Here is a 13,285-nt window from a genome sequence, read left to right on the forward strand (position 1 = left end):
GCGACCTGCTCAGCGGAACGTCGCCAGCAGACGCTGCAGGGAGTCGAGGCGTGCGAGGCCGCGATCGCCGAGCTCGCCGGCATCCACCGCCTCGATGATCGCGCAGTCCGGCGCATCGGGGAGGTGCGTGCAACCGCGCGGGCAGTTCTCGGCGATCGCCGCCAGGTCGGTGAATGCTCGCAGGATGTTGGCGGGATCGACGTGCCCCAGTCCGAACGAGCGAACCCCCGGGGTGTCGATGATCCAGCCGTCGCCGTATGGCGAGCGCATCCTCAGAGAGACCGTCGACGACGACGTGTGCCGCCCGCGACCGGTCACCTCGTTCACGTGACCCGTCGCGCGGTCGGCGCCGGGCACGAGCGCGTTCACGAGCGTGGACTTGCCCACTCCCGAGTGCCCTACAGCGACGGTGTCGTGGCCGGCCAGCGCGAGGAACAAGTCGTCGAGCGGGATGCCCACGGCGCTCGTGGCGGCCTCTTCGGCGGTTTGCGCGTCGCCAGCTCGTCGGTCCGGCGCCCCGGCGGCCGAGCTGAGGAACACGGGCAGATCGAGCCCGGCGAAGTTCGCGAGGAACGGAGCCGGATCGGCGAGATCCGTCTTGGTGACCACGAGCAGGGGAGCGATGCCGGCGTCGTACGCCGCCACGAGATACCGATCGACCAGCCGGGTTCGCGGCTCCGGGTTGGCGGCGGCCACCACGATGAGCATCTGGTCGGCGTTGGCGACGACGATGCGCTCCACGGCATCCGTATCGTCCGCGCTACGACGCAACAGTGTGGCGCGGTCGCGGATGCGCACGATGCGGGCCAGCGTCCCCTCATCGCCTGTGGCGTCTCCGACCAAGTCGACGCGGTCCCCGGTGACGACGGCATGCTTCCGCAGCTCGCTCGCGCGGGCGGCTGTCGCTTCGTGCTCGTCGGGTGTGCCCTCGTCGACCAACACGGTGTAGCGGCCCCGGTCGACGCCCAGCACCCGGCCGACGACCGCGTCCTCGTGCTCCGGGCGGGTCTTCGTGCGAGGACGGCTTCCCTTCGGGTTGGGCCGGACACGCACCGACGACTCGTCGTACTCGCCGTACGGCTCATCCTCGTCGTCGTCCGTCTCCCACCAGCTCACGCGGCGTGCACTCCGCTCACGTCGCCGGCCGGGCGTCGGAGACGACGGCGCGGCCGACCATCGCCTGCCACAACTCGGTGAACTGCGGCAGCGTCTTGTGCGTCGCCTCGACGTTCTCGATCCGAATACCCGGCACCGCCAGCCCGATGAGGGCACCGCTGGTCGACATGCGGTGGTCCTCGTAGCTGTGCCAGACGCCGCCGTGCAGGGGGCGTGGCGTGACGCGCAGCCCGTCGTCCAGTTCGTCCACCTCGCCGCCGAGCGAGCGGATCTCGGCGGCCAGTGCGGCGAGCCGGTCCGTCTCGTGGTGACGGATGTGCCCGATCCCGGTGATGGTGCTGGGTGAGTCTGCTAGGGCGGCCAGGGCAGCGACGGTGGGCGCGAGTTCGCCTCCGGTCGTGAGGTCCAGCTCGACACCTCGGATGCCATCTCCGCCGTGGACGGTCAGGGCGCGGTTCGCGCGCTCCACGCTGGCGCCGAACGCTGGAAGGATGCCTGCAAGGTCAGCGCCGACCTGCGTCGTGGCATCCGGCCAGCCGGTCACCGTGACACTGCCGCCTGTGACGAGCGCGGCGGCGAGGAACGGTGCGGCGTTGGAGAGGTCCGGCTCGATGTCGACCTCACGGCCGCCGATCGAGCCGGGTTCGACGATCCATTCGCCCACTCCGGGGCTCTGTACCGCCACCCCTCGATGCGCGAGAGCGTCGATCGTCATCTCGATGTGCGGAAGGCTCGGCAGCCGGTCGCCGACGTGCGTGAGCCGGAGGCCAGCGTCGAAGCGCGCGGCCGACAGCAGCAGCGCCGAGACGAACTGGCTGGATGCCGACGCATCGATCTCGATCGCGCCCCCGGCAACGCGGCCCGTACCGTGCACGGTGAAGGGGAGCCCGCCGCGGCCATCGTCGTCGATATCGACGCCAAGGGCACGCAGAGCTGCGACGATGCCGCCCATGGGACGCCCGCGTGCGGAGTCGTCTGCGTCGAACGTGGTCGGGCCGAGCGCCAGCGCGGCGACCGGGGGCACGAAGCGCATGACGGTGCCGGCCTGTCCGCAATCGATCGTGGTGCTCCCGGTGAGTTCGCCGGGCGTGACGAGAAGATCGGGACCGAACGAGCCCGCGCCCTCGCGCTCCTCGATGCGGGTGCCGAGGGCACGCAGAGCGCCGATCATGTTCGCGCTGTCGCGGGAGTGCAGGGGCGCACGCAGCAGCGACGGGGCATCCGCAAGGGCCGACAGTACGAGCTCCCGGTTCGTGATGGACTTCGAGCCGGGCATGGCGAGGCGCGCTCGCAGGGGACCGGCCGCCGTGGGTGCCGGCCAGAGCGCATCCGGTTCCTCAGGTTTCTTGTCGCCGTAGGGATCGAAGTCCGGCGCGGAATATTTCGAGATCAACATCGCTTGTCAAGAGTATCGATCGACCGGACGACGCGGAGGTGAATGCACGGATGGCCCAGGCGCTGCTCGAAGCCCCGCTGACGACCCCGTCGCTCCGCCCCGTGACCCTTCGGCGCGGCCTTCGCACGACGCGGCCCGGCCTAGACTGGGCCGTGATGTCGACTCCACACGAGGAAAACACGCGCGACGAATCAACCCAGGACGTCGGCGCGCTGTTCGAAGAGCAGGCGCTCCCGTTCATGGACCAGCTGTACGCAGCGGCGTTGCGCATGACGCGCAACCCGGCGGATGCGCAAGACCTCGTGCAAGAGACGTTCGTCAAGGCGTACGCGGCGTTCGGTCAGTTCAAGCAGGGCACGAACCTGAAGGCCTGGCTGTACCGCATCCTGACGAACACCTTCATCAACACATACCGCAAGAAGCAGCGCGAACCGTACCAGAACCCGATCGACGAGCTCGAGGACTGGCAGCTCGGCGGCGCTGCATCCGCCACGTCGGCGACATCGCGTTCGGCCGAGGCGGAGGCGATCGATCACCTCCCCGACTCCGACGTGAAGGACGCGCTGCAGGCGATCCCCGAGGACTTTCGCCTCGCGGTGTATCTCGCCGACGTCGAGGGCTTCTCCTACCAGGAGATCGCCGACATCATGAAGACACCGATCGGCACCGTGATGAGCCGTCTGCATCGTGGCAGGCGGATGCTCCGGGAGCTGTTGACGGACTACGCGCACGAACGCGGCCTCAGCGCTGTCAGGAACGACAGTGCTGTCCGAAACGATAAGGCCGACGCCGTGCACAACACCGGGAGCACCACATGAGCGACTGCGGCTGCGACAAGGCCAAGAAGGACATCGAGGAATACCTGCACCACGAGCTGCAGGCTGACGATGCCGCGGACATCCGCGAGCACCTGGAGAACTGCAGCGACTGCCAGGGCGAGGTGCACGTGGGCATGGTGCTCACCGAAGTCGTGCAGCGGGCGTGCAAGGAGACAGCACCGGAGGAGCTGCGCGTGCAGGTACTGGCGCGACTGCGGAGCATTCAGTCGACTCATCTGTGAGGGTGCGCGGCACGGGCATCCGTCTTCCAGGAGACATGCCCCTGCGGCGCTTCGCGTCGCTCCTGCCAGACCCGATGCCAGCTCCTGGAAGACGGATGCCCGAGCCGCTTTGCCGTGCACGTGTCAGACCCAATGCTCCCTATCGCTCGGCCGGACGATGCGCTTCGAGCCCCGTCCGCAACCGGCGACGGGGGCCCAGTCTCTCGGGCGAGGCACGCCTGCGCCCGGCATATCCCATAAAGGCCTGCTCGCTCTTCGCGTGAGGGGTTAAAGAAGGGGGACCGCGGCCGTTCGGCGCGGTCCCCCTTTCTGTGGTTGAGCGGTCAGAGCGTGAGGGAGCGCTTGATCAGGTCGGACTGCTCCTGGGCGTGGCGCTTGGCCGAGCCGGTTGCCGGCGATGCGGACGCGGCGCGCGAGAAGACGCCGAACGGCGGCAGCCCCGCCTTCGCGGCCGACAGTGCCATGTAGATCCAGGCGCCCTGGTTCTCCGGCTCGTCCTGCAGCCAGAAGAACTCGGCATTCGGATACGAGGCCAGCACCGACTTCAGCTCGTCGCCCGGGAACGGGTAGTACTGCTCGACCCGCACCAGCGCGACGCGGTCGTCAGGGTTCTTGTCGAGCTCCGCCTTGACGTCGTAATAGACCTTGCCGGCCATGAGCAGCACACGCTTCACCGCGTTCTTGTCGCCGCCGCGCGGATCGTCGATCACCGGACGGAACGAGCCCGACGTGAATTCGGACACCTCGCTCGTCGCGCCCCGCAGACGCAGCATCGCCTTCGGGGTGAACACGATGAGCGGTCGGCGCGGGCGTGAATAGGCCTGTCGGCGCAGCAGGTGGAAGTACGACGCCGGCGTCGAGGGGCGCGCGACCGTCATGTTGTCCTCGGCGCACAGCTGGAGATAGCGCTCGATGCGCGCCGACGAGTGGTCGGGGCCCTGACCCTCGTAGCCGTGCGGAAGCAGCAGCACCAGGGAGGATCGCTGACCCCACTTCTGCTCGGCCGAGGAGATGAACTCGTCGATCACCGTCTGGGCGCCGTTGGCGAAGTCGCCGAACTGCGCCTCCCAGGCCACCAGGGCATCCGGCCGCTCCACGGAGTAGCCGTACTCGAAGCCCATCGCGGCGTATTCGCTGAGCAGCGAGTCGTAGATCCAGAACTTCGCCTGGTTGTCGCTGAGGTTGGCCAGCGGCAGCCATTCCTGGCCATTCACCCGGTCGTGCAGAACCGCCTGGCGCTGCACGAACGTGCCTCGGCGCGAGTCCTGGCCGACCAGACGCACCGGCGTGCCCTCCAGCAGCAGCGAGCCGAGTGCGAGCAGCTCGCCCATGGCCCAGTCGATGCCGCCGTTCTTCGTCATCTCCACGCGCTTGCCGAGAAGCTGCTTCAGCTTGGCGTGCACGGTGAAACCGGCGGGCGGGTTGTCGAACGCCTGCCCGATGGTCTGGATGACCGCATCCGAGACGCCGGTCGTCGCCAGTTCGCCGCGCGCGGCATCCTGCTGCGAGTCCGGGCGCTCCAGATCGTTGATGGCATCCGGGTCGCCGGAGACGACGGGGATGGAACCGGTCTGCGCTGCGTGGGTCTCGGCGAACGCACGCTCCAGGCGCTCCTGGAAGTCCTTGTGCGCCTGCTCGTACTCCTCCTCGGAGATGTCGCCGCGGCCGACCAGCGCCTCGGTGTACAGGCGGCGCACGGAGCGCTTCGCCTCGATGAGGTTGTACATCAGTGGCTGCGTCATCGACGGGTCGTCGCCCTCGTTGTGCCCGCGGCGGCGGTAGCAGATGAGGTCGATGACGACGTCTTTCTTGAACTCCTGCCGGAACTGGAAGGCCAGTTGGCCCACCCGCACGACGGCCTCGGGGTCGTCGCCGTTCACGTGGAAGATCGGCGCCTGGATCGCCTTCGCGACATCGGTCGCATACACCGACGAACGGCCCTCGCTCGGCGGGGTGGTGAACCCGACCTGATTGTTGATGTTGATGTGGATGGTGCCGCCCGTGCGGTATGCCCGCAGCTGCGACATCTGCATCGTCTCGATGACGACGCCCTGGCCGGCCATCGCGGCATCGCCGTGGATGAGGATCGGCAGGGTGAGGAACGTGCCGGCCGGGCGGCGATCCTGCTTCGCGCGGGTGATGCCCTCCAGCACGCCATCGACCACCTCGAGGTGGGACGGGTTGGCGGCCAGGTACACCGCGATCTCCTCGCCGTTGGCGCCCGTGAAGGTGCCCTCGGTGCCGAGGTGGTACTTCACGTCGCCGGATCCGCCTACGGTCCGCGGGTCCAGGGCTCCCTCGAACTCGCGGAAGATCTGGCCGTACGTCTTGCCCGCGATGTTGGTGAGCACGTTGAGACGGCCGCGGTGCGCCATGCCGATGGCCACCTCGTCGAGTCCGTCCTGCGCGGCCTCCTGCAACACGGCATCCAGAAGCGCGATGGTCGACTCGCCGCCCTCGAGACTGAATCGCTTCTGCCCGACGTACTTCGTCTGCAGGAACGTCTCGAACGCCTCCGCCTCGTTCAGCTTGCCCAGGATGCGCAGCTGCTCGTCGTGCGTCGGCTTCTCGTAAGGCACCTCGACGTGATCCTGGATCCACTTGCGCTGCGCCGGGTCCTGGATGTGCATGTACTCGATGCCCACTGTGCGGCAGTACGAGTCGCGCAGCACGCCGAGGATGTCGCGCAGCAGCATGGTGCGCTTGTCGCCCCCGAAACGTCCGGTGACGAACTGCCGGTCGAGGTCCCAGAACGTGAGGCCGTGGGTGGCGATGTCGAGGTCGGGGTGGGTGCGCTGCTTGTACTCCAGCGGATCGATGTCGGCCATCAAGTGGCCGCGCACCCGGAACGAGTTGATCAGCTCCTGCACTCGCGCGGTCTTGTCGACCGAACTGGCCAGGTCGACGCTGATGTCCTCGGCCCAGTGAATCGGGTCGTAGGGGATGCGCAGCGCGGCGAAGATGTCCTCGTAGAAGTCGCGCTGGCCGATGAGCAGCTCGTGCACGACCTTCAGGAACTCACCGGATCCCGCGCCCTGGATGACCCGGTGGTCGTAAGTGCTGGTCAGCGTGATGGTCTTGCCGACGCCGAGCGTGGTGAGGGTCTTCAGTGACGAGCCCTGGAACTCAGCCGGATACTCGAGAGCGCCAGCGCCGATGATGCAGCCCTGGCCCTTCATCAGGCGCGGCACGGAGTGCACGGTGCCGATGCCGCCCGGATTGGTGAGCGAGATGCTCGCGCCGCTGAAGTCATCGGCCGTCAGCTTGTTGGCCCTGGCGCGCTTCACGAGGTCTTCGTAGGCGGCGAGGTACTCGCCGAACGTCAGCGACTCCGCACGCTTGATCGCCGGAACCAGCAGGGCGCGCGAGCCGTCGGGCTTGGGCAGGTCGATGGCGATGCCGAGACCGATGTGCGCGGGGGAGACCACCGACGGCTTGCCGTCCACGACGTCGTAATAGACGTTCTGGCTCGGGAAGTCCTTGAGCGCCTGGATGAGCGCCCAGCCGATGAGGTGCGTGAAGCTGACCTTGCCGCCGCGCGTGCGTCCGAGGTGGTTGTTGATGACGATGCGGTTGTCGATCATCAGCTTCGCCGGGATGGTGCGAACGCTCGTCGCCGTCGGCACGGTGAGGCTGGCATCCATGTTGGTGGCCAACGTCTTGGCCATGCCGCGAAGCGGCGTGACGACCGGCTTCGGCTCCACGGGAGCCTCTTCGCCCTCGCGCACGACGCCCTGCGGCGCGGTGACCGGCGCGTCGGCGGGCACGGGTGCCGGACGTGGCGCGATCGAGGTGGTGCGGGCGACGGGCTGCGTGGGAGCGGGTGCGGCGGGAGTTTCCGCGGTCGGAGCCTGAGCGGGCACCGCCGTGGGCTCGGCCGGTGCCGCGGCCGGCGGCTGAGGCGCTGCCGGAGCCTGCGGGGCTACGGCCTGCTGCGGCGCAGCAGCGGGAGCCTGCGCCGCGGCGGTTTCAGCGATGCCGTCGGATTCCGTTTCGGGAGTGGCCACGGCGCTCTTGCCGGGTGTGTAGGTCTCGAGAATGGGCCACCAGGACTTGTCCACCGAGTTCTTGTCGGCGATGTACTGCTCGTACAGTTCGTCGACGAGCCACTCGTTGGCTCCGAATTCTCCTGACGCTCCCTCGTCTGTTCCTACACCGGTCAACTGGCTCGACACAGCCGTTTCGCCCACTCTCTTCGTTGATGGCAATCTGCAGCGGAACAGCAGTCGCTGAGGGCACATACGACGGCCGTTCCGGCCAGGGATCAAGCCTAATCGAATCGTCTCAGTGCCGCGTCTGCCCGCGCGGCGGGCTTGGAACGACGATCCGGTGGATCCTCGCAGTGCTGGCAACACGTCGAGCGGGCCAGTGCGGCCCGCTCGGGCACCGCATAACGTTGGCTCCATGCAGTTCTATGGAACGGCGCCGACGCACGACCTGACCTACTCGGACGTGTTCCTGGTGCCCAGCCGCTCGAATGTGACAAGCCGCCTGGATGTCTCACTCGCTCCCGAGGACGGGACAGGCGCGAGCATCCCCATCGTCTCCGCCAACATGAACTCCGTCACCGGGCCGCGCCTTGCAGCAACGCTCGCCAGGCGGGGAGGGCTCGGCGTACTGCCGCAGGACATGCATCCGCAGGATCTCGAAGCGGCCATCGATTGGGTGAAGACGCAGCCGACGGTCTTCGACTCGCCGTTCGCGATGAGCCCGGAAGAGACCGTCGAGAAGGCGCTCACCGTCGTGCCACCACTGCCCGGTCGCGGCATTGTTCTGCACGATGACACCGGCAAGTACATCGGATGCCTCGCCGCCCGCGACCTGGCAGGCGCGCTTCCCGACGCACGCCTGGGCGAGTTGCTGCACGGATCGCTTCCCTCGATCGATGCCGAAGACGTTCCGGATGCCCGTGCGGCGTTCGATCTGCTCGAGGCGGCCGACCTGGATTTCGCGCCGGTGCTCGATCACGGTCGTGTGGTCGGCACCCTGAGCCGTACGAGTGCGCTGCGCTCCACCATCTATCAGCCGGCGCTGGATGCACACGGCAGGCTCCGCGTGGCCGCCGCGATCGGCATCAACGGCGACGTCACGGGCCGGGCACGTGCGCTGGTGTCGTCGGGCGTCGACGTGCTGGTGCTCGACACGGCGCACGGCGACCAGGACGGAATGCGGCGGGCCATTCATGCCGTCGCGAAGCTCCACCTCGGTGTTCCGATCGCGGCCGGCAACGTCGTGACCGACCAGGCGGTGCGCGACCTCGTCTCGGCGGGTGCAGACATCCTCAAGGTCGGCGTCGGTCCTGGCGCGATGTGCACGACGCGGATGATGACGGCGGTCGGGCGGCCGCAGTTCTCCGCTGTGCTCGAGACGTCGGAGACGGCACGCGAGCTCGGCGCGCACGTCTGGGCGGACGGCGGCGTGCGGTATCCGCGCGACGTGGCGCTCGCGCTCGCCGCCGGTGGGGCATCCGTCATGATCGGATCCTGGTTCGCGGGCACGGTCGAGGCGCCAGGGCGCCTTCAGACGGATGAGACGGGCAGGCTCTACAAGGAGAGCTGGGGGATGGCGTCGACCAAGGCGGTTCAGCAGCGCTTCGAGCGACTGGACCCGTACGAGCGTGCCCGCAAGGAGCTGTTCGCGGAGGGCATCTCGAGCTCGCGCATCTACCTCGACCCGTTGCGCCCCTCGGTGGAGGATCTGCTCGACATGATCACGACGGGTCTGCGCAGCTCGTTCACGTATGCGGGTGCGCGCACGCTGAAGCAGTTCCACGACCGGGCGCTGGTGGGCATCCAGTCCGCCGCCGGGTACGAAGAGGGCAAGGCGCTGCCGGTCAGCTGGTAGCGCCGGTGCTGTCGGTGCGAGCCTTCGCGCTACACGTATCGGCATCCGCCACAGAATTTTCCTGTGGCGGATGCCGATTTCTGTGGCGGATGCCGATATGTGTAGCGCCAAGCATCATCAAGGCCGCGGCTTGAATGAGCGAAGGCCGTCTTGGGTGAGGATGTCGTAGATGTCTCGCGGCCGGTCGGCATCCATCGCCTCCCAACGGGAAAAGCCGCGGACCTCGCGGCGGATCTCGTTCTCCCGGTTCTTCTCGTCGATCACGATCTGAGCGGGATCGCGCTCCGCTCCGAACTCCGGGCTGAGGTACTTGCCGTGGCCGTCGATCTCGCACCAGTGGTCCTGCTCCTCGAAATAGAGGTCGGCGATCGCGAGCCGACCGCTGCGGAGGATGCGCCGATACTGCACGAGCGGCCGGGGAAACCCGAGAGACACGACGACGACGAAGTTCTGTGACTCGCGCACGTTCGACGACTCCGGGTTGGCGAATGCAACAACCCGCCGCGCCTGAGCGTCTCCGCGCCGCGGTCGATTGACATCCAGGAGCCCGGCGATCTCCTCGAGGGTCGTCAGAGCGCCGCCTGGCCGCCCCGTCCAGATCGCCTGGTCGACGGCCGTCACCGCGACGACGAACGGGAGCGTGCGAGCCAGATCGAGTGCGGTCTGAGCCGGCGTGGTCACCTCGTGGTCCCCCAGCGATTCTCGCTGTACGCCGGCGAGGCCCGTTGCGTGCCGACGTATCGCGCCCGTCGACCGACCGCCGGAAGCGTGATCAACGATGACGTCGACGTAATCCGGCCAAGCGCCGAGCACATCGATGTCGTGGTGTGCGGCGGCGGCCCTATGAGAGATCACCGCACCCGGCTGGATGCGCCGCAGTGCTTCGCTCACGCGTACCCGGTGCTGCTCGATGGGGCTTAGCACACGCCACTCGGCCGTGCGGACGTAGCTGCCGGAAGCCACGCGGAACCATACGCCCGACGCGACCGAGCGCCGACGACGGCGATCGTCCACCGGGTCGAGTTGCTCGCGGCGTCGAACGATCGTCAGAGACGTTGAGTCGGTCGGAGACATGTCCCGCATGGTGTCTGACTCGGCGGCGGTTTCGCCTCGAGCGACGTAGCACTGTGGAAGCGGAGCGATCTCGCTGACCTGGGCACGGACAGGACGACAGGGCAGGCTTGCGTCACAGAAGCCGACATCCGCTACACCTTCCGGCATCCGCTACTGAAACTTCGTGTAGCGGATGCCGGAAGGTGTAGCGCCTCGAGAAGGGACGGCCGCTCGGGCCGGGAGCGCGCGGGAGCCGGGGCAGCCGGATGCCCGCCGGTATACTTTCGAAGACAATGGACGACCCTCCTTCTGCCAGTTCGCCCACGTTGTCGAGTCACCGGACGTCGAGTGCCGGTGAGTGGCGCAGCCGGAGGCGGTGACGACCGTGACGGAATGGCTCATGCTCGTCGCCGGCCTGGTGCTCACCGTCGGCACAGGGTTCTTCGTCGCCAGCGAATTCGCGCTGGTGAACCTCGACAGGGCCGATCTGGAGGCGCGGCGGAAGCGCGGCGAGACGCGGCTGGCGATGACGATCGCCGCTCTCAAGATCACCTCGACGCATCTCTCCAGTGCGCAACTCGGCATCACGCTCACGACGCTGCTCACCGGCTACCTCATGGAGCCGTCCATCTCATCGCTGCTGACCGTGCCGCTGGAGTCGATCGGGCTTCCGGGTGCCGCGGTGCCGCCGATCGGCACGGTCGTGGGCATCCTGGTCGCCACACTCGTATCGATGATCCTCGGCGAGCTCGTACCGAAGGGTTTCGCACTCGCCCTGCCACGGGCCACGGCCAAGATCGTCATCCCGTTCCAGACCGTGTTCACCACCGTGTTCCGGCCTGCGGTCTTCGTGCTCAACGCCAGCGCCAACGGCGTGCTGCGGCTGCTCGGGGTCGAACCGAAGGAGGAGCTCTCCGGCGCCCGCAGCGCCGAGGAGCTGGCATCCCTCGTGCGGCGATCCGCGAGCGCCGGTCTGCTCGAATCCGACACCGCGACGCTGCTCGGCCGCACGCTGCGGTTCTCCGAGCACACGGCATCCGACGTCATGACTCCGCGGCCTCGCGTCGCGAGCGTACATCGGTCAGATCCCGCCACCGAGGTTCTCGCACTCGCGCGACGCACCGGGTTCTCGCGGTTCCCGGTGATCGATGACGACATCGACGACATCGTCGGCATCGTGCACGTGAAGCAGGCGGTCGCGGTGCCCATCCAGCGCAGGCCGCTCGTGCCGGCATCCGCTCTGCAGACGGACGCGGTGCGCGTGCCGGAGACGATGACCCTCGACACCCTGCTCGGCGAGTTGCGCGGCAAGGGCTATCAGATGGCCGTCGTGGTCGACGAGTACGGCGGAACAGCCGGCGTCGCCACATTGGAGGACCTCGTCGAAGAGCTTGTCGGCGACGTGGCGGACGAGCACGACCGGGCTCGAGCGGACATCGTGCGCGGCGCCGGATCGATCACGATCTCCGGGATGCTCCGACCCGACGAACTGGAGGACCGCACCGGCATCGAGATTCCGGAGGAGGGGCCGTACGAGACGGTCGCCGGGTATGTGATGAACGAGCTCGACCGGCTGCCGGTCGTCGGCGACGAGGTGCACGTCGACGGCGGAACGCTGCGCGTCGAGCGCCTCGACGGCAGACGCGTGGACCGGCTGAGGTTCACTCCCGACCCCGACACCGATCCGGCTCGCTACACCGAGCGCCGGAATGCGGCCAGGTCGACGGAACACGCCTCCGAGCACGGGCAGGAGGCGGACCGTGCCTGACTGGGTGGGCATCCTGCTGCTCTTCGTGCTCCTGGCGGGCAACGCATTCTTCGTCGGCGCGGAGTTCGCCGTCATGTCGGCGCGCCGCTCGCAGATCGAACCGAAGGCCGAGCACGGCGGCCGTGCCGCCCGCACCGCGCTCTGGGCGATGGAGCACGCGACGCTCATGCTGGCCACGACCCAGCTCGGCATCACCGTCTGCTCGCTGCTGATCCTCAACGTCTCCGAGCCGGCCATCCACCACGTGCTCGAGGCGCCCCTGAAACTCACCGGATTATCGGATGACTGGATCGCCGGAATCGCGTTCGGCATCGCGCTCGTGCTGGTCACGTTCCTGCACGTCGTCTTCGGCGAGATGGTGCCCAAGAACCTGTCGTTCTCGCTTCCGGACAGGGCCGCGCTGTTGCTGGCCCCTCCGCTGGTCGGAATCGCTCGCGTGCTCAAACCCATCGTCGCCGCGCTCAACGCCATGGCGAACGGCATCGTGCGCATCTTCGGCGTCAAGCCCGTGAACGAAGCCGTCAGCACGTTCACCCTCGACGAGGTGGCGACCATCGTCGACCAGTCCACCAGGGAAGGCGTGCTCACCGACCGCACCGGCACGCTCAGCAACGCCTTCGAGTTCTCCGCCAAGAAGGTGACGGATGTCGCACTCGACCTGCAGACACTCGTGTGCCTTCCCGAGACGGCGACTCCGTCGGATGTCGACCGCGCTGTGGCGAAGCACGGCTTCTCCCGCTACGTGATCGTGGACTCCACCGGCGAGCCGATCGGATACGTGCACCTCAAGGACGTGCTCGACCTCGAACGCGACGGGCACAACGAACCGATTCCCGCGTGGCGATTCCGCAGGCTCGTGCCGTTGGAACCCGAATCCGACATCGAAGACGCGCTCGCCGTGATGCGCCGCTCCGGAGGACACGTCGGCCGCACCGTCGGACAGGACGACGAGACGCTCGGCGTCGTGTTCCTCGAAGACATCATCGAGGAGCTCGTGGGGGAGGTGCAGGACGCTACGCGCCGGTCGTGACGTGGATGCGCCGCCGGG

Annotated in this window: 9 protein-coding genes; 5 read left to right on the plus strand and 4 right to left on the minus strand. The window is 67.9% G+C overall.

Annotation, left to right across the window (positions count from 1 at the left end; translation table 11 throughout):
- Positions 1–9: 9 nt before the first annotated feature.
- On the minus strand, positions 10–1,116 hold the full coding sequence (rsgA, locus tag ACYVII_RS03710; protein WP_460531182.1) for a ribosome small subunit-dependent GTPase A: 1,107 nt from the start codon (positions 1,114–1,116) through the stop codon (positions 10–12).
- A gap of 16 nt (positions 1,117–1,132) precedes the next feature.
- Positions 1,133–2,512, minus strand: coding sequence for a 3-phosphoshikimate 1-carboxyvinyltransferase (gene aroA / locus ACYVII_RS03715; RefSeq protein WP_460531185.1), 1,380 nt, complete (start codon positions 2,510–2,512; stop codon positions 1,133–1,135).
- A gap of 155 nt (positions 2,513–2,667) precedes the next feature.
- On the opposite strand from aroA, the gene ACYVII_RS03720 reads away from it, so the two are divergent.
- Both ACYVII_RS03720 and rsrA read left to right on the plus strand, forming a co-directional pair.
- A complete protein-coding gene (locus tag ACYVII_RS03720) occupies positions 2,668–3,330 on the plus strand; it encodes a sigma-70 family RNA polymerase sigma factor (protein WP_460531188.1) in 663 nt (220 codons plus the stop codon).
- On the plus strand, positions 3,327–3,572 hold the full coding sequence (gene rsrA, locus ACYVII_RS03725; protein WP_460531191.1) for a mycothiol system anti-sigma-R factor: 246 nt from the start codon (positions 3,327–3,329) through the stop codon (positions 3,570–3,572). Before ACYVII_RS03720 ends, rsrA begins: the two co-directional genes overlap by 4 nt.
- Positions 3,573–3,895: 323 nt before the next feature.
- Here rsrA and ACYVII_RS03730 read toward each other — a convergent pair whose 3' ends face one another.
- Positions 3,896–7,747, minus strand: a complete 3,852-nt coding sequence (locus tag ACYVII_RS03730) for a multifunctional oxoglutarate decarboxylase/oxoglutarate dehydrogenase thiamine pyrophosphate-binding subunit/dihydrolipoyllysine-residue succinyltransferase subunit (protein ID WP_460531850.1) — start codon at positions 7,745–7,747, stop codon at positions 3,896–3,898.
- A 229-nt stretch (positions 7,748–7,976) separates the two neighbouring features.
- On the opposite strand from ACYVII_RS03730, the gene guaB1 reads away from it, so the two are divergent.
- Positions 7,977–9,416, plus strand: coding sequence for a GuaB1 family IMP dehydrogenase-related protein (guaB1, locus tag ACYVII_RS03735; RefSeq protein WP_460531194.1), 1,440 nt, complete (start codon positions 7,977–7,979; stop codon positions 9,414–9,416).
- 117 nt (positions 9,417–9,533) lie between these two features.
- On the opposite strand, the gene ACYVII_RS03740 is transcribed toward guaB1, so the two are convergent.
- Positions 9,534–10,490, minus strand: coding sequence for a hypothetical protein (locus ACYVII_RS03740; protein ID WP_460531197.1), 957 nt, complete (start codon positions 10,488–10,490; stop codon positions 9,534–9,536).
- 379 nt (positions 10,491–10,869) lie between these two features.
- Here ACYVII_RS03740 and ACYVII_RS03745 point away from each other — a divergent pair, with 379 nt between their 5' ends.
- On the plus strand, positions 10,870–12,237 hold the full coding sequence (locus ACYVII_RS03745) for a hemolysin family protein (RefSeq protein WP_460531853.1): 1,368 nt from the start codon (positions 10,870–10,872) through the stop codon (positions 12,235–12,237).
- Positions 12,230–13,267 (plus strand): hemolysin family protein, encoded by a 1,038-nt coding sequence (locus tag ACYVII_RS03750; RefSeq protein ID WP_460531200.1) that lies wholly within the window; start codon positions 12,230–12,232, stop codon positions 13,265–13,267. The genes ACYVII_RS03745 and ACYVII_RS03750 overlap by 8 nt, the downstream gene beginning before the upstream one ends.
- Positions 13,268–13,285: the final 18 nt, after the last annotated feature.

It is taken from the genome of Humibacter ginsengiterrae (assembly GCF_054780115.1).